Genomic DNA, 16,272 nt, shown 5'->3' with positions numbered 1-16,272 from the left:
AAGATTGGCCGCGAGGGCCGCCTAAAACCGGTCGAGTCGATAAGGGTGGGGGTCGGTGGCCATCGCACCGCCCAGGATGTGTTTGGTCAGCATGGCGCCGGTAGTTGCCGCCAGCGTCAGCCCGAGGTGGCCGTGGCCGGTCGCGAAGTAGAGCCCGCGCACGTCGGGCGCCGGACCGATCACCGGCAGGGTGTCAGGCAGCGACGGGCGGTTGCCCATCCACACGCTCATGCCCTCGGCGTCGAAGTCGCCGACGATGCGCCGGGCCTTGTCCAGCAGCAGGTGCGCGCGCCGCCAGTCGGGTGGCGCGTCGCGGTGCGCGAGCTCGACGGTGCCGGCCAGGCGCAGCGCGCCGCCTGCCATCGGCAGGATCACGAAACTCTCGCTCGCGCACTGGATGAAATGGTGTAGCGGCACGCCGGCCTTGGGCAGGGTGACATGGTAGCCGCGCTCGCTCTCCAGCGGCAGGCGGTAGCGCCCCTGCCGCGCGAAGCGGTCGCTCCACACGCCGCAGGCGATCACCACGCAATCGGCCGGGATCTGTCCGCCAGCGGTCTCGACGCCGCGCACACCGCCGCCCTCGCGCGAGACGCCCGTCACCTCGTCCTGCACGAACTGCCCGCCCTCGCGCAGGAAGGCGTCGAACAGGCCGCGGGTGAAGAGATAGGGGTCGTCCACGTGCGACCAATCCGGCACCTCGACCGCCACCTGCCATTCGGCCGCCAGTGCGGGCGCGAGAGTCGCGAGTTCACGCCCGCCCAGCTTGCGCCAGCGCACGCCGTGCGCGTGCTTGGTCTGCCAGGCTGCGGACGCGGCGGAGAATTCCGCCTCGTCGCGGTACAGCGTCAGGTTGCCGTGGCGCCGCCACAGGTGGTCAAGCCCCGCGCGCCCGATCAAGGGCACGTAGTCGTCGTTGACCCGCCCCAACAACGCGGCGAGCGCGGTGGTCAGTGCGGCGACCTTGCGCGGGCGGCTGGCGGCGACAAAGCGCGCAAGCCACGGCGCGAGCGTCGGCAGGTAGCGCCAGCGCACCGCCAGCGGCCCCAGCGGGTCGAGCATCCAGCCGGGCACCTTGGCCAGTACGCCCGGCTCGGCCAACGGGATGACGTCGCTGACGGCGAAGGCGCCGGCGTTGCCGTAGCTGGTGGCCATCGCCGGCTCGCCGCGGTCGACCAGTACCACCTCGCAGCCGGCCAGCCGCAATTGCAGCGCGGTGGCGATGCCGACCACGCCGGCGCCGGCCACGAGCACCCGGCCTGGGCGGAGGCTTGCGCGCGCGTTCACCCTTCAGCCCACCACAAAGCCGTGCACATACGGGTCGGCATCGTCGAGCAGGATGCGGTTGTAGCCGGTGGTCACCGCCCAGCCCTCGATGCCCGGGATGATGGCCGGCAGGCCGGCGACCTCGGTTTCCGCCTCGATGGTGCCGGTAAACTGGCTGCCGATGAGACTCTCGTGCACCAGCACGTCGCCCGCCTTCATCAGGCCGCGCGCGTAGCGTTGCGCGAGCCTCGCCGAGGTGCCGGTGCCGCACGGCGAGCGGTCAAGCGCCGCTGCGCCGTACAGCACGGCGTTGGCCGCGTGCGAGCCGGGCTGCTTGGGCGCGCCGGTCCACTGCACGTGGCGCACGCCGCGGATGTCGGGGTCCAGCGGGTGCACGACGTCGTAGTGCGCGTTCAGGAAGTCGCGCAGTTCGTTGCCCATCGCCACCAGTTCGCCCGGCGTGTAGTCGGCCATGTCACGGTAGTTCTGCTGCACCTCGACGATCGGGTAGAAGTTGCCGCCGTACGCGATGTCGACCTTGAGCCGGCCCAGCGCGCGGATTTCCACCTCGACGTCGCGCATCAAGAGGAAGGACGGCACGTTGGTGAGCTTCACCGACTTCACCTTGCCGCCTTCCTGCCTGTAACGGGCGACGACCTTGCCGGCCGGGGTGTCGAGATTGAGCACGCCGGGCGTCGCTGGCTGGACGAGGCCGTGCTCGATCGCCATCGTCACCACACCGATGGTGCCGTGCCCGCACATTGGCAGGCAGCCGCTGGTCTCGATGTAGAGCACTGCCACGTCGCAGTCGTCGCGCGTCGGCGGGTAGAGGAAGGCGCCGGACATCTGCGCGTGGCCACGCGGCTCGAACATCAGCCCGGTACGCATCCAGTCGTAACGCGCGAGGAAGTCGAGCCGCCGCACGGCCTGGCTGTCGCCCTCCAGCGCCGGCGCGCCGCGGGTGACTAGGCGGACCGGGTTGCCGCAGGTGTGGCCATCGATGCATTCGAATTCGGTGATCGCCATCGCATGAGCTCCTCGTAATGTGTCGTCTCACTCTAGGATCACGAATTTTTGAATACAATCTAACGCCTTAAATTTGCTGAAATACAACAGCAACAAAACACATTCGCCGACCACAAATTTACTTAAATGTGCTTTAAAACAGATGCTTAACGTTTTGTCGCAAAAATACGCCACTTACTCATGGCAGCGCAAACCGCACTAAAAAAGCTGTTTTTGCATGCAAAGTAGTTGAATTTTGTATCCAGAAATACCAGCATGAAAAAGAGCTGCATTCCCCACGCAAGGAGCACTGCCATGACCCAACGCTGGAGCGGCGTCTTTCCCGCCGTCACCACCAAGTTCAACGCCGACGAATCTCTGGACCTGGCCGCGACCGCCCACCATATCCGCTGGCAGCTCGATTGCGGCGCCGACGGCATCATCGTGTGCGGCTCGCTGGGCGAGGCGTCGACGCTCACGGCCGACGAGAAGCTCGCCATCCTGCAGACAGCCAAGGAGGTCGCCGGCGACAAGCCGGTACTGCTGACCGTCGCCGAGGACAGCACCCGCGCCGCCTGCGCGCTCGCCGCCGCTGCTCACGCGCAGGGTGCCGACGGCATCATGCTGCTGCCGGCGATGCGCTACGTGTCGGACGAGCGCGAGACGCTCAACCACTACCGGTGCGTGGCCGACGCCAGCCCGCTGCCGGTTATGATCTACAACAATCCGGTAGCCTACGGCGTGAACATCACCCCCGACATGTACCGGGCGCTGGCTGCCGAACCGAAGTTCGTCGCGATCAAGGAGTCCAGCGGCGACATCCGCACGCTGACCGACGTAATCAACGCGGTCGGCGACCGCTACGCGATCTTCTGCGGCGTCGACGATCTCGCACTGGAAAGCCTGCTGATGGGCGCCGACGGCTGGGTGGCTGGGCTGGTGGTCGCCTTTCCCAAAGAGACCGTCGCCATCTACCGGCTCGCACGCGCGGGCCGCTGGAGTGAGGCACGCACGCTATATCGCTGGTTCGCGCCGCTGCTGCACCTAGACGTGTCGATGAAGCTCGTGCAGAACCTCAAGCTGTGCGAGGCGAGGGTTGGCGTCGGCACCGAACATGTGCGCGCGCCGCGCCTGCCTCTGGCCGGAGCCGAACGTGAACGGGTACTTGCGGTAATCGAAGAGCGCCTATCCACCCGTCCTACCTTGCCCTTAGTCTGAACTTTAGAGCTGAATTGCCGGCGGCGGCTGTGGTATGGTAGCGCCGCCGCCAGCAAGGAAAACAGCATGACACAGACCTCCCCCTCCTCTCAGAGCCTGACCGCGATCGCCACTGACTCTCTCCGCCAGCGCATCCTGGCCGGAGAGTGGTCTGATGGACGCCAGTTGCGGCAGGAGGCGCTATCGCGCGAACTGGGAATGAGCCGGGTACCAATCCGCGAGGCTCTGCGCCAACTCGAAACTGAAGGGCTGGTAACCATCGTCGAAAACAAGGGGGCGGTGGTATCGCAACTATCGCTACCGGAAATCGTCGAACTGCTGCATGTACGTGTACTGCTCGAGTGTGATGCACTAATGACGGCGATTCCACGCCAGACCAGCACCGATCTCGCCAAGGCTGAGGCGCTACTCGCTCAGTTCGAGACCGCGCTACGCGACGAAGACATCGCCGCCTGGGGTATTCTCAACGCACGCTTTCACCTCGAACTATACCGTGCTGCCGGGCAGCCGCAGATACTGGCAATCATCGAGCAACTGCATAACCGCACCGACCGCTACACCCGCATGCAGATCTTGCTGACCGGCTTTAGCGACCGTGCCCACCACGAACACAACCAACTGCTCGAACTATGCCGAAAAAAGGACAGCGTCAGCGCAACTGCCTTTCTACGCCAGCATATCCTCCACGCACAGGAGGCGCTCGAGACGTGGTACCATGCCCAATCGACAAGGCCACCCTCCAAGCGAGGGCGCAAACCAGCCCCCAAGCAAAAACCGGAAGCGTGAAATCTGCAGCAAGCATCCAGCCACCCTGCGATCCCAAAATAGCAACACGCATCCTCGGCGTTTTCCCCAGCCAAAAATGCTATAAACGCTCACGCCCAGCACCACGCTATACGCATACACTCATCTCAAAGTTTGGCAACAGAGCGGCCCGACCATTACCGCGAGCTGTCAGCTTTACGGGTTTGACACGTATCCGCCGCGACGCCCCCCCATCAAGCATTAACCACCCCCAAGCTTGTTTAGCAAGCTGGAGCAGCTGGGCTGCTTACAAAAAAACCGGTTACCTTACTCAGGCAACCGGTTTTTTTGATGATGCGGGCAAAGCCCGCACTCAAGCAATACTCAGAAAATTACGCGCGACAACATCTGCTCGTCGTGATGGGTCATGCTCTTGTCGAAATCATCGACCATGATTACTTCACGCTTCAGGCGACGGGCGCGGGTCACGACATCAAACTCTTCCTGCGACAGCCAGCCCTTGGCCAAAGCCTCGTCCAGTCGTTCGCGCGCGGTAATGGTCGCGAATTTGCCATCGCGCATCAGCTTCTTGAGCTTGGCCTCTGCCGCTTCGCTTGCAATGATGGCCAGCATGGCCGGCTCAAGCACGCCTACCGCATCCGCTTCATCCTGCGGCTTGTAAACCCCCTGCACCAGTCGGTCGCGGGCGCCACCCGGCGTCATCATCAGGCGGGCAATCTTGGTGCCGGTACGGTCACTAGCCGGTTTGGCGGTCATGCCCCACGGGAAGATGATCTTGCGCAACACCCAGGCCAGCGGCTTGCTTGGCAAGTTGCACAAAAAGCCATCCATCGCCTGCTGCACATCGTAGATGGCGCTTTGTACCGCATAGTGCATCAGCGGCAGATCATCCTTTTGCGCACCCTGATCTTCGAAATGCTTGAGCGAAGCCGAGGCGATATACAGGCCGGACAGCATGTCACCCAGACGGGCCGAGAGTTTCTCGCGGAACTTGAGCGTGCCGCCCAGGCTAAACATGGCCATATCTGACAGCAGGGCAAAAGCACTGGAGTAACGCGTCAGCTGGCGGTAGTAGCGTGCACTCCCGCCGGCTTTCGGGCTCGCAGCAAAACGCGCGCCGGACAAGCCCAGCCAAAGCGAGCGGAAAATATTGCTGATTACGAAGTTGATATGACCGGTAATGGCCTGATCAAACTCCACCGCATCGTTGGCCATGGCCGACTTCATTTCGCGCAACACGAAAGGATGGCAACGGATCGCGCCCTGACCATAGATGATCATGGAACGGGTCAGGATATTGGCGCCTTCCACCGTAATGCCGATAGGAATAGCCTGATAGGCACGTCCCAGATAGTTGCGCGGCCCCAGCACCACGGCCTTGCCGCCATGTATATCCATCGCGTCATTCAGCACTTTGCGCATGCGCTCGGTGTTGTGATACTTGAGCACGGCGGACAAGACCGATGGCTTCTCGCCGATGTCCAGCCCGACCAGCGCCAGATTCTGCGCCGCTTCCATCTGGTAGGTGTAAGCGCCAATACGCGCCATGGCTTCGTCCACGCCTTCGAACTTGCCAATAGGCAGGCCGAACTGGTCGCGTACACGGGCAAAAGCACCGGTGGCAAAGCTGGTGAATTTGCCGGTCGCAACCGACATGGCCGGCAACGAAATGCAGCGGCCAACCGACAGGCACTCGACCAGCATGCGCCAGCCTTTACCGGCATTAGCCTGACCGCCGATAATCCAGTCCATCGGAATGAATACGTCGCGTCCCGAAGTCGGGCCGTTCATAAAGGCAGCACCACCCGGATAGTGGCGACGGCCGATCTCGACCCCCACATGCTCGGTCGGCACCAGCGCACAGGTAATGCCCAGCTCGTCTTTATCCCCGATCAGATGATCCGGGTCGTACATCTTGAACGCCAGACCAAGAATGGTGGCTACCGGCGCCAGCGTAATCCAGCGCTTTTCCCAGCTCACACGAATGCCCAGCACATTGTCAAAGTGCTCACCCGAGCGCGGGTCGGTATAGGAACCGCGGCAAACAATGCCATAGTCCGGAATCGAACCCGCATCCGAGCCGGCCGACGGGCTGGTCAGCGCAAAGCACGGTACCTCCAGGCCTTTGGCCAGGCGTGGCAGGTAATAGTCTTTTTGTACCTCGGTGCCGTAGTGCTGCAATAGCTCGCCCGGCCCCAAGGAGTTGGGTACCATCACCGACACCGCCGCCGTACCGCCACGGGTGGCGATTTTAGTGACCACTTTGGCATGCGCGTAGTTGGAGAATTCAAGACCGCCATATTTCTTCTTGACGATCATGCCGAGGAAACCGTTGTCCTTGATGAACTGCCATACTTCAGGCGGCAGGTCCTTCAATTCATGGGTGATTTTCCAGTCGTCCACCATTGCGCACAACGCTTCGGTTGGACCATCGATAAACGCCTGCTCTTCTGGCGAAAGCTTGGGATCGGGGAAAGCCAGGAGGCGCTTCCAGTCAGGCTTGCCGGAAAACAAATCCTTATCCCACCACACCGTGCCGGCGTTAATGGCTTCCTGCTCGGTCTGGCTCATGGCCGGTGTAATTTTCTTGAAAATCTTGAACACCGGACCGGTAAAGACCGCACGCCGCAAAGGCGGCAGATTCAGGATCAGCGCAACAACGGCAAATGCCCCCCACAGCCCGGCAGCAATCGAACAGCCACCCATAAACTGGGCGGCAGCAAGCCAGGCAGCAATAAGCAGCGTCCAGGCAATAACCGGAGCACGCCAGTAGGCGAGCACACCGATCAGCAAGACAAGGGCAAGGGCGTAAATCATCTTATGGTTTCCTCGTATTGACCCGTTTCAGTCAGAAGCAGGCATGGTCAGACCTGCAAGTACAAAGGGCACTAGATGCTGGACAATGGCTTCCGGATCCCGCGCGGTCACCACCGGGCTTTTACGGAAGATTTTCAGCACATCATTACCGGCAAAGGCATTGAACATCAGCCCAAAGGCGAAGTGCATGCGCCATGACAGATCCTGCTCGCCAAGCTCAGGCAAAGCACGGCGAAAAGCCTGCGTATAACGCTCGACAAATTCGCTGTATTCGCGTGACAGCGCCTCGCGCAGCAATCTGTGGTTTTCCACCAGCGCACGCGATAGCAGCCGCACAAACAAGGCACCGCCACGCGCAGGATCGCGCGATAACGCCAGGCAAGGACGAATAAACGTCATCACCACCTGCTCTATCGAATCCCCTGCCCCTTTTGCCTCGATCGCATCCAGTTCCGTCAGGCACGCGCTAATCAGCGGCGTAAAGCGCCGCATGAATACCGACTCGAATAGCGCATCTTTGGAGCCGAAATGGTAGTTGACCGCCGCAAGATTGACTTCAGCTTGCTGGGTAATCATGCGCAGTGAAGTCGCCTCGAATCCGTGCTCGACAAACAGCAACTCGGAAACTTCGAGTATTCGGGTGGCGGTATCGGAGCGATTCACTTCCATAGCATTAAGCGTCTTTTGTATGTTTGCAGTGAGGTCTGTTGTATTCATTTTATTGTTCGAACAATCGTTTGAAACTTACGTTTTAAGTTGATCCATGTCAAGCAAATTTGCCCATGGCATGGCCACATGGTAAAAAAAACCGGCAGCTAAAGTAGCTGCCGTTTGAATTATACGTATGAAAAATGAGTAACTATTCTATATTTGTTGCGCTTTAGCACAATCCACGCTGCAAATCCTGCTTCAGGTCGTCAATATGCTCAAGGCCAACCGAAATACGCAACAATCCCTCGCCTATGCCCGCCTTGGCACGCGCCTCTGGTGTGACACGCGCATGCGTGGTGGAGGCTGGATGGGTAATCGTCGTCTTCACATCACCCAAGTTGGCCGTTCGCGACAACACCTGACAGGCATCGTAAATACGCCACGCCGCTTCACGTCCGCCTTCCAGTTCGAACGAAACCACCGTGCCGCCAGCATTTTGCTGGCGCATCGCCAGCGCGTGCTGCGGGTGACTGGCAAGCCCGGGGTAAAACACGCGTTTGACGCCAGGCTGCGTTTCCAGCCACTGCGCCAGAGCAAGCGCCGAAGCGCATTGGCGCTCCATGCGGATAAACAGGGTTTCCAACCCCGACAGCAGCACCCAGGCATTGAAGGGCGACAAGGTCGGCCCTGCGGTACGCACATGCAGATAAATCTGCTCGATCAGCGCATCGTTACCAACGACCGCCCCCCCGTGTACGCGGCCATGGCCATCCAGCGACTTGGTCGCCGAGTGCACCACCAGATCCGCCCCCAGACGCAAAGGCTGCTGCAAGGCCGGCGAACAAAAACAGTTATCCACCACCAAAAGCGCATCATGCGCGTGCGCCAGTTCGGCCAGCGCGGCAATGTCCGAAATCTCGGTCAAGGGATTGGAGGGCGTTTCCAGGAACAGCAAGCGCGTATTAGGCCGCATGGCGGCGCGCCAAGCGGCGGGGTCTGTCGCCGAAACAAAGCTGACCTCGACACCAAAACGGGTCAGCAAGCCGGAAAACAGGTTGATGGTCGAACCGAACAGGCTTTGCGACGAGACAATATGGTCGCCTGCCTTCAGAAAGGTCAGCATCACGCCCTGAATGGCCGCCATGCCGCTGGCGGTGGCGATGGCACGCTCCCCGCCCTCCAGCGCCGCCAGTCGTTGCTGAAAAGCCGTCACCGTCGGGTTACTGAAACGGGAATAGGTGTAGCCTTCTTTTTCGCCCAGAAACATCGCGGCGGCGTCGGCGGCATTGTCGTAAGTAAAACTGGACGACAAAAACAGCGCCTGACTGTGCTCGTTAAATTCGCTGGTTTCACGCCCGGCACGGATGGCCAGCGTTTCTGGGTGCAGCTTCGGTTCGCTCATCATGGTTTCTTTTGTCGTGGTTATAAATTTATTTGAGAGAAAACGGATACGCAAAACGGGGATCAGCACCCGTGCCAGGCACGACGCCAAATCCCCGTTTTATCTTTGAATAGCCAGACCTTATATCAGGTTCTGCTCGGCCACATTCAGATTCAAATCCAGCATCTGCGCTTCGGGGCCTTCACTGCCCTTCTTGCGTGCACTCTCTACACGGTCAAGGAAGGCATCATCGATGTCGCCGGTCACATAGATCCCGGAGAAGCACGAGGTCTCGAAATGCTTAAGCTTGGGGTTGACCGAATGCACGGCCTCTTCCAGCGCTTCCAGATCCTGGTAAATCACCGCATCGGCACCGATTTCACGCGCAATCTCGGCTTCGCTGCGACCGGTAGCCAGCAATTCGGCCCGGGTCGGCATATCGATGCCGTAAACATTGGGGAAACGTACCGCCGGGGCCGCCGAGGCAAAATAGACTTTTTTGGCACCGGCGTCACGCGCCATCTGCACGATCTCGCGCGAGGTTGTGCCGCGCACAATGGAGTCGTCCACCAGCAAGACATTGCGGTCACGGAACTCGCAGCCCACCGGGTTGAGCTTCTGGCGTACGGATTTTTTGCGCACGCCCTGGCCCGGCATAATGAAGGTGCGGCCGATATAACGGTTTTTAATAAAGCCTTCGCGGTATGGCAGATTCAGGCTTACCGCCAGTTGCAATGCACTAGGACGGCTCGTGTCCGGAATCGGCACCACCACATCGATATCCAGCTCGGGCAACACGCGGCGCACCTTGTCGGCCAGCATATCGCCCATCACCAGACGGGCCTGATAGACCGAGGCGCCGTCGATCACGCTATCGGGGCGGGCAAAATACACATACTCAAACAGGCAAGGCGCATGCTGGGCACCTTCGGCGACTATCTTGCTGTGAAAGTCACCCTCAAAGCTGACATATACGCATTCACCCGGCTCTACATCGCGCAACAGGCTGTAGCCGGAGCAATCCAGCGCCACCGACTCGGAGGCAAACATATACTCGGTATGGCCATTTTGCTCGCATGTGCCGATCACCAGCGGACGAATGCCGTTCGGATCGCGAAAGGCCACCAGACCATAACCGGCAATCATCGCCACCACCGCATAAGCACCCTTGACCCGGCGGTGGACGGCAGCAATGGCTTCAAATACCGCATCCACCGACAGCTCGAAGCCCTCGACCCGGTTGGCTAGCTCATGGGCGAATACATTGAGCAGCACTTCCGAATCGGAGTTGGTATTGATATGGCGCAGATCATGCCGGTACATCTCGGCCTTGAGCTCTTCGGTGTTGGTCAGGTTGCCGTTATGCGCCAGCACTACACCGAAGGGGGAGTTCACATAAAAAGGCTGCGCCTCGGCCAGATTATCGGCAGAGCCTGCTGTCGGGTAACGTACATGCGCAATACCCGCATGGCCGGACAAGGAGCGCATATTGCGGGTACGGAACACATCACGCACCAGGCCGCTGCCTTTGTGCATGTGAAAGGTCTTGCCATTGGCCGTCGCAATCCCTGCTGCATCCTGACCGCGGTGCTGCAGGACTTGTAGTCCGTCATACAGCAACTGGTTGACGGGCGACTGGGCAACAACGCCGAGAATTCCACACATATCAAGACTTCCCCGAAGGTTTCTGTTTTTAAAGGGTAGAACGCGCCATCGGCGCAGCGATGCTGCCCGATGGCAAAAATAGCTCAGCCAAACTTGATGCGCTCGGCCAGCACTTGCGGCAGCCATGGCCGTAACGACAAGGCAACCTGTTCAAATGGCTGCGCCAGTAGCGCATTTTGCCATGTCGGGCTTTTGGGCAAGTCGCTTAAGCCGCCCAACATCACCAGCACGGTAGCCAGCAATAAGCCACGCGCCAGCCCGAAAAACAGCCCCAGCAATTTATTTATCCCGCCCAGACCGACCGAATCCACCACACTGGTCAGCGTCAGACGCAAGAGCGCGCTGCCAAGCCAGGTCAATAGCAACAGAACGATAAAACCGCCAATCAAACGCAGACCATCACCAGGTAAAGGCAGATAATGGGCTGCCAGTGGCGCAAAGGTCTTGGCCACCCAGAACGCCATCAGCCAGGCGGTCAGCGACAAGACTTCGGCAATCAGCCCGCGCATCAGCGCCAGCAACATGGAGCCGACCACCACGGCCAGCATCACATAGTCAAAAGTCGTCATTTAGCCGACACCACCATGCCGCTCACGCCTGCTTTAGACAAACGGGCCAGCGCAGCCTGCGCTTCGGCCTGGCTGCCATAAGGCCCCATGCGCACACGCACCACTTCGCCCTTGCTGGTCTGTACCTTGCTAAATTGGGCCGACATGCCGTTAGCCGCCAGACGCGCGCGCAGCGCATCCACCTTGGCCGGGTCACTTAGCGCGGCCAATTGCACCATAAAGCGGCCGGATGGCGCCGCCTCGGTCTTGGCCGGCGCATGGCTTTCACGCCCTTCCAGAATGGCCAGCGGATCCCGTTCAACCGCCGCTGGTGCCTTAACGGTTTCAAGCTTGGGCTGCGGCTTGACCGGCTCGGGTTTGGGTGCAACCTTGACCGGCTCTGGCACCGGCTTCACGACCGGCAAGCTTGCCGGTGGCGACGCAACGGCAACGGCCGGTAACGGCACAGGCTCGGGTTCGGTCGGAAGGCTTGCCACAATCTCGGTCGGGCCGGATGCCTCGGGCACGGCGTCAAGCACCGGCGCGGACGCATCGGGCACGGCGACTGCGGCAGCGGCTTCCGATGCGGCATGCCCGATCACCTCGATGGCTTCCGGTTTCATTTTTTGGTCGGGAATGGCGCCCAGCACATTCCACAACACAACAGTTGCAATCAGTACCAACGCTACAGCGCCGACCAGACGCCGGCGCGCACGTTTGCGCAACTGGGTAAGTTCTTGATCTCTCGATAGTCCGGTCATGCCGCCCTCAAGCAGATTGGGTCCGTGCGGCCATTACGGCCGCTACAGTATGAAACGATCCGAAAACGGTGATTCTATCATTCTCTGTGGCATGCGATAAGGCGCTATGCCATGCGTCTTCTACTTTGGGAAAAACATGGATATTGCGCAGACCATGTGCGGCCAGCTTTTCGGCGATTTCGGCACCGCTTTGCGAGCGCGGACCATCCAGTCCACCCACATACCAATGGTCGATATCGTCACGCAGTATCTCGACCACCGCGTCCAGATCCTTATCCGCCAGCATGGAGAAAACCGCATAGCGGTTTTCGGCAAACGCCAGCTGGCGCAAGCTGGCCGACAAGGCCCGCGCGGCATGCGGGTTATGCCCGACATCCAGCACCGTCACCGGCCGTCCCGGCAGCACCTGAAAACGCCCGGGCCACTCAACCTCGAGCAAGCCGCGCTTGATCGCCCCCAGACTGACCGGCAAACGCGGGCGCAGCGCCTCCAGCACGGCCAAGGCCGCCGCGGCATTACCCATCTGGTAGCCGCCGCGCAGCGCCGGCACCGGCAAAGCATGTAAGGCACGCTCGCCCATGCGGAACGACCATTGATGATCCATGCGGCTATAGCTGTAATCACGCCCGATGCACGCAAGACGCGCACCGATGGCCTTGGCATGAGCCAGCAGCGAAGCCGGCGGATTCGGGTCGGCGCAAATGGCCGGCTTGCCGCTACGGTAAATACCGGCTTTTTCAAAACCTATGCTTTCCCGGTCATTCCCCAGAAAAGCCTGATGATCAATATCCACACTCACCACGACGGCAACATCGGCATCGAAGGCATTGGTGGCATCCAGCCGCCCGCCCAAGCCCACTTCCAGCACTGCGACATCGACCTGCTGGCCGATAAAGCAATGCATGGCCGCCAGTGTTCCCACCTCGAAATAACTCAGACTCACCCCCACCGCGGCGCGCGCCTGCTCCACCGCGACAAAACCGGCAATCAGCAGACTATCGCTGGCGCTTTGCAGGTCAATCGAGACGCGTTCGTTGTAGTCGTTGATATGCGGCGAGGTATAAGTGCCCACCTTGAAGCCGGCGCGATTCAGAATGGTCGACAGCATGGCGGCGACCGAACCCTTGCCATTGGTGCCGCCTATCAGTACTACGGGGAAATCGGTATCCAGCTGCATGGCCGCCTTGACCGCATTGACCCGGGCCAGCCCCATATCGATGGTGACCGGATGGGCGGCTTCCAGATAGGCAAGCCACTGCTCAAGCGTGGAACTGGCGTTGGGTATCATCATGGTGACAACTCTCATTATGGGGTCAGGGTGGGTCAAGGCTGGCGCGCATCCGGCTGCCAGCGCAAAAAAACGCGCAGTTTACGCAAGCCATCGGCGTCTGCGCTGTCCGGCCATAAGGTCAGCCTGCGCTTTTGACTGCCGGCATGCGCCATCACGACACTCAACCATGGGCTGCTGCGGCTATTGCCATCCAGCAGCCAAAGCTCACACCCATCCGCAAACACCGCACTCAGTACACCCGAGGCGCTCACGTCCAGACACAAGGGCCGGCGGCGATTGGCAAGCCAGCCTTCATTTTGCAAACAAGCCAGCAACAAGGCGAGATCCACAAGCAGCAAAAGCCATGGCCCATGCCAATACAGCAGCGCCAGTGCAAAGCAGGCCGCCAACAGGCAAAACAGCAGCAGCGCCAGCCGCGACCGGCGCAAAGTCACGCGAAACGGCCGCAGCGCCATGCCGGGCTTACAACTCGGTTGTCGGCGTATTCAGAATGTCGGCGTCCACGCTATCCAGCACCATGCTGTGGAACTCGACATCGAACCACTGCCAGAACGCCAGCAGCGAGATATCGCCAGGCCAGGCCGACTCGTCTTCGTGCCAGCTGGCCAGCTCCATACGGAATAGCTGTTCGGCCATCTCGTCGATATAGGCAACCGCCTGCTCCGGCTCGTCGAACTCGGGCAAAAGCATGGCGGTGCAGTCGGCACGCAGGCTGTCCAGCGTCAGATCTATCATGTCCTCGCCGGATACGGTACGCAGCCACGCAAGAAAAGGCGCGCGCGGCTTGATAATGGCGACGGAACGATCAACGAAATACATGGTTTATCCTTGGGTGACGGGCAAAACGTGATGGCAAAAAATGAAAGGCAAGCCATCACGGCGCGCATTGTACATGGCTAGCACGGCGTAGCGAAGGCAGGCGCGCATGGCGTGCTACAATCGCGCCATCCCAAACTACCCAGCGAGCCATCCATGGCCCTCATTTCTGTCGAGAAGGCTTGCCTTGCCTTCGGACACCACGCCCTACTGGACCGTGTCGATTTTTCCCTGGAGGCAGGCGAAGTCGTCGGCCTGATCGGCCGCAATGGCGCCGGCAAATCTTCCCTGATCAAGTCTATCGCCGGCATGGTGCGCCTCGACGATGGCCGCATCAATATTCAGGGCAATCTGAACATAGGCTGGGTACCGCAAGAGCCCGAATTCAATCCCGAACATACCGTTTTCGAAGCCGTGTCCGAGGGTTTGGGCGAACTCAAGGCCTTTTTGGCCGAATATCACGCGCTGGCCGACGCGCTGACCCAACCCGATGCCGACTTTGACAGTCTGATGCACCGCATGACCCATATCCAGCACGAGATCGAATTGCGTGACGGCTGGGCATTCGATGCGCTGATTGCCACCACTTTGTCCCATCTCGAGCTCAAGCCCGACGTCAAGATCAGCGCCCTGTCCGGCGGCTGGAAAAAGCGTGTGGCGCTGGCGCGCGCGCTGGCGGCCAAGCCCGATGTCTTGCTACTGGACGAACCGACCAACCATCTGGACGTTTCCGCCATCGAATGGCTGGAAGGCCTGCTCAAGGGTTTTGCCGGCTCGGTCTTGCTGGTCACTCACGATCGCCGCTTCCTCGACAATGTCGCCACGCGCATTATCGAACTGGATCGCGGCATTCTGCGCAGTTACCCCGGCAGCTTCTCCGCCTACCACGTCAAAAAGGCAGAAGAGCTGGCGGTCGAAGCCGAGCAGGCCCGTCTGTTCGACAAATTCCATGCACAGGAAGAAGCGTGGATACGCAAGGGCGTCGAAGCGCGCCGCACCCGCAACGAAGGCCGCGTACGCCGCCTGGAAGCGCTGCGTGTTGCCCGCTCGCAACGGCGCGAGCGCGTGGGCCAGGTCAACTTCCAGCTGGATCCGGGCGAGCGTTCGGGCAAACTGGTGGCCGAGCTGGAACATGTCAGCAAGGGCTTTGGCAGCCGCACCCTGATCCGCGACTTCACCACCCGCATCCTGCGCGGCGACAAGATCGGCCTGATCGGCCCCAATGGTGCCGGCAAAACCACCTTGCTCAAACTGATTCTGGGTGAGCTGGAGGCCGATAGCGGCGACATCAAGCGTGGCACCAAGCTCGACATTGCCTACTTCGACCAGTTCCGCACCCAGCTGGACGAAGAAATGAGCGTGGCTGACGTGATCAGCCAGGGCAACGACTTTATCGAAGTCGCCGGCCACAGAAAGCATGTCATGAGCTATCTGGAAGACTTTTTGTTCGAGCCTGCGCGCGCGCGCAGCCCGGTCAAATCGCTGTCCGGTGGCGAGCGCAACCGCCTGCTGCTGGCCCGCCTGTTTACCCGCCCGGCTAATGTACTGGTGCTGGATGAACCGACCAACGATCTGGATATCGATACGCTGGAGCTCTTGGAAGAACTGATCACCCAGTATGCCGGCACCGTGTTTCTGGTCAGCCACGACCGTGCCTTCCTCGATAATGTCGTCACCCAGACCATCGTGTTTGAAGGCGACGGCAAGCTGGAAGAATACCCGGGCGGCTATCAGGACTGGGTCGACACCAAGGCACGCATGGCCGCTATGAAACCGGCCGAGGCCGCCGCCAAGCCGGCAGCCGCCAGCACGGCCAAGGCCGAACGCAACAAGGCCAGCCGCAACAAACTATCGTTTAATGAGACGCGCGAGCTGACCCAGTTGCCGGATGAAATTGCCGCACTGGAAGGCGAGCAGGCCGAGTTGACGCAAAAACTGCTGGATCCGGCCGTGTTTCGCGATCAGCCGCAACAAGCCCATGCCTGGCAGTTGCGCATCGAGGAAATCGAGCTGGCCATGCTGGATAAACTTGCGCGCTGGGAAGAACTGGAAGCCAAGCAAAACTAAAAATCGCAGCTCACACCCTTGCCT

At 60.5% G+C, this 16,272-nt stretch carries 14 protein-coding genes; 3 read left to right on the top strand and 11 right to left on the bottom strand.

Annotated features, from left to right (window positions below; genetic code table 11):
* Positions 1 to 21 precede the first annotated feature (21 nt).
* Positions 22 to 1,245: an NAD(P)/FAD-dependent oxidoreductase gene (locus M3P88_RS07015; protein ID WP_249615322.1), complete on the bottom strand. Its 1,224-nt coding sequence runs from the start codon at positions 1,243 to 1,245 to the stop codon at positions 22 to 24.
* Between the two features lie 42 nt (positions 1,246 to 1,287).
* Positions 1,288 to 2,289, bottom strand: coding sequence for a 4-hydroxyproline epimerase (locus M3P88_RS07010; RefSeq protein WP_249615321.1), 1,002 nt, complete (start codon positions 2,287 to 2,289; stop codon positions 1,288 to 1,290).
* A 294-nt stretch (positions 2,290 to 2,583) separates the two neighbouring features.
* Here M3P88_RS07010 and M3P88_RS07005 point away from each other — a divergent pair, with 294 nt between their 5' ends.
* Both M3P88_RS07005 and M3P88_RS07000 read left to right on the top strand, forming a co-directional pair.
* The gene (locus M3P88_RS07005) at positions 2,584 to 3,486 is read left to right on the top strand and encodes a dihydrodipicolinate synthase family protein (RefSeq protein WP_249615320.1); all 903 of its coding nucleotides are present in this window, start codon (positions 2,584 to 2,586) and stop codon (positions 3,484 to 3,486) included.
* 66 nt (positions 3,487 to 3,552) lie between these two features.
* Positions 3,553 to 4,272 carry a GntR family transcriptional regulator gene (locus tag M3P88_RS07000; RefSeq protein WP_249615319.1) on the top strand — a complete coding sequence of 240 codons (720 nt, stop codon included), beginning with the start codon at positions 3,553 to 3,555 and terminating at the stop codon, positions 4,270 to 4,272.
* A 342-nt stretch (positions 4,273 to 4,614) separates the two neighbouring features.
* On the opposite strand, the gene M3P88_RS06995 is transcribed toward M3P88_RS07000, so the two are convergent.
* The 9 genes from M3P88_RS06995 to M3P88_RS06955 all read right to left on the bottom strand — a co-directional run bounded on the left by M3P88_RS06995 (position 4,615) and on the right by M3P88_RS06955 (position 14,184).
* Positions 4,615 to 7,068: an acyl-CoA dehydrogenase gene (locus tag M3P88_RS06995; protein WP_249615318.1), complete on the bottom strand. Its 2,454-nt coding sequence runs from the start codon at positions 7,066 to 7,068 to the stop codon at positions 4,615 to 4,617.
* Positions 7,069 to 7,095: 27 nt separating this feature from the next.
* On the bottom strand, positions 7,096 to 7,737 hold the full coding sequence (locus M3P88_RS06990) for a TetR/AcrR family transcriptional regulator (RefSeq protein WP_249615317.1): 642 nt from the start codon (positions 7,735 to 7,737) through the stop codon (positions 7,096 to 7,098).
* 211 nt (positions 7,738 to 7,948) lie between these two features.
* The gene (locus M3P88_RS06985; protein ID WP_249615523.1) at positions 7,949 to 9,121 is read right to left on the bottom strand and encodes an O-succinylhomoserine sulfhydrylase; all 1,173 of its coding nucleotides are present in this window, start codon (positions 9,119 to 9,121) and stop codon (positions 7,949 to 7,951) included.
* 120 nt (positions 9,122 to 9,241) lie between these two features.
* Positions 9,242 to 10,765, bottom strand: a complete 1,524-nt coding sequence (gene purF / locus M3P88_RS06980) for an amidophosphoribosyltransferase (protein ID WP_249615316.1) — start codon at positions 10,763 to 10,765, stop codon at positions 9,242 to 9,244.
* A gap of 83 nt (positions 10,766 to 10,848) precedes the next feature.
* Positions 10,849 to 11,334: a CvpA family protein gene (locus M3P88_RS06975; RefSeq protein WP_160796615.1), complete on the bottom strand. Its 486-nt coding sequence runs from the start codon at positions 11,332 to 11,334 to the stop codon at positions 10,849 to 10,851.
* Positions 11,331 to 12,038 carry an SPOR domain-containing protein gene (locus M3P88_RS06970; protein WP_249615315.1) on the bottom strand — a complete coding sequence of 236 codons (708 nt, stop codon included), beginning with the start codon at positions 12,036 to 12,038 and terminating at the stop codon, positions 11,331 to 11,333. Before M3P88_RS06970 ends, M3P88_RS06975 begins: the two co-directional genes overlap by 4 nt.
* A 43-nt stretch (positions 12,039 to 12,081) precedes the next feature.
* Complete coding sequence (gene folC, locus M3P88_RS06965; protein ID WP_502798947.1) at positions 12,082 to 13,362, bottom strand: bifunctional tetrahydrofolate synthase/dihydrofolate synthase; 1,281 nt, start codon at positions 13,360 to 13,362, stop codon at positions 12,082 to 12,084.
* A gap of 35 nt (positions 13,363 to 13,397) precedes the next feature.
* On the bottom strand, positions 13,398 to 13,820 hold the full coding sequence (locus M3P88_RS06960) for a protein YgfX (RefSeq protein WP_249615313.1): 423 nt from the start codon (positions 13,818 to 13,820) through the stop codon (positions 13,398 to 13,400).
* A gap of 7 nt (positions 13,821 to 13,827) precedes the next feature.
* Positions 13,828 to 14,184, bottom strand: coding sequence for a hypothetical protein (locus M3P88_RS06955; RefSeq protein ID WP_249615312.1), 357 nt, complete (start codon positions 14,182 to 14,184; stop codon positions 13,828 to 13,830).
* A 153-nt stretch (positions 14,185 to 14,337) separates the two neighbouring features.
* Here M3P88_RS06955 and M3P88_RS06950 point away from each other — a divergent pair, with 153 nt between their 5' ends.
* Positions 14,338 to 16,248, top strand: coding sequence for an ATP-binding cassette domain-containing protein (locus tag M3P88_RS06950; RefSeq protein ID WP_249615311.1), 1,911 nt, complete (start codon positions 14,338 to 14,340; stop codon positions 16,246 to 16,248).
* Positions 16,249 to 16,272 lie beyond the last annotated feature (24 nt).

The sequence above is a fragment of the Craterilacuibacter sp. RT1T genome (genome assembly GCF_023502145.1).
Taxonomy (GTDB): Bacteria; Pseudomonadota; Gammaproteobacteria; order Burkholderiales; family Chromobacteriaceae; genus Craterilacuibacter.
Note: the sequence above shows the minus strand (reverse complement) of the source record. Positions and strands in the feature narration are given on the sequence as shown.

What these genes read in the sequence shown, in the direction of transcription:
- M3P88_RS06985 (WP_249615523.1), bottom strand. Translation starts at nt 9,121, where the DNA reads ATGAGCGAACCGAAGCTGCACCCAGAAACGCTGGCCATCCGTGCCGGG.
- purF (WP_249615316.1), bottom strand. Translation starts at nt 10,765, where the DNA reads ATGTGTGGAATTCTCGGCGTTGTTGCCCAGTCGCCCGTCAACCAGTTG.
- M3P88_RS07000 (WP_249615319.1), top strand. Translation starts at nt 3,553, where the DNA reads ATGACACAGACCTCCCCCTCCTCTCAGAGCCTGACCGCGATCGCCACT.
- M3P88_RS06955 (WP_249615312.1), bottom strand. Translation starts at nt 14,184, where the DNA reads ATGTATTTCGTTGATCGTTCCGTCGCCATTATCAAGCCGCGCGCGCCT.
- folC (WP_502798947.1), bottom strand. Translation starts at nt 13,362, where the DNA reads ATGATACCCAACGCCAGTTCCACGCTTGAGCAGTGGCTTGCCTATCTG.
- M3P88_RS06995 (WP_249615318.1), bottom strand. Translation starts at nt 7,068, where the DNA reads ATGATTTACGCCCTTGCCCTTGTCTTGCTGATCGGTGTGCTCGCCTAC.
- M3P88_RS07005 (WP_249615320.1), top strand. Translation starts at nt 2,584, where the DNA reads ATGACCCAACGCTGGAGCGGCGTCTTTCCCGCCGTCACCACCAAGTTC.
- M3P88_RS06990 (WP_249615317.1), bottom strand. Translation starts at nt 7,737, where the DNA reads ATGGAAGTGAATCGCTCCGATACCGCCACCCGAATACTCGAAGTTTCC.
- M3P88_RS06960 (WP_249615313.1), bottom strand. Translation starts at nt 13,820, where the DNA reads ATGGCGCTGCGGCCGTTTCGCGTGACTTTGCGCCGGTCGCGGCTGGCG.
- M3P88_RS07010 (WP_249615321.1), bottom strand. Translation starts at nt 2,289, where the DNA reads ATGGCGATCACCGAATTCGAATGCATCGATGGCCACACCTGCGGCAAC.
- M3P88_RS06950 (WP_249615311.1), top strand. Translation starts at nt 14,338, where the DNA reads ATGGCCCTCATTTCTGTCGAGAAGGCTTGCCTTGCCTTCGGACACCAC.
- M3P88_RS06975 (WP_160796615.1), bottom strand. Translation starts at nt 11,334, where the DNA reads ATGACGACTTTTGACTATGTGATGCTGGCCGTGGTGGTCGGCTCCATG.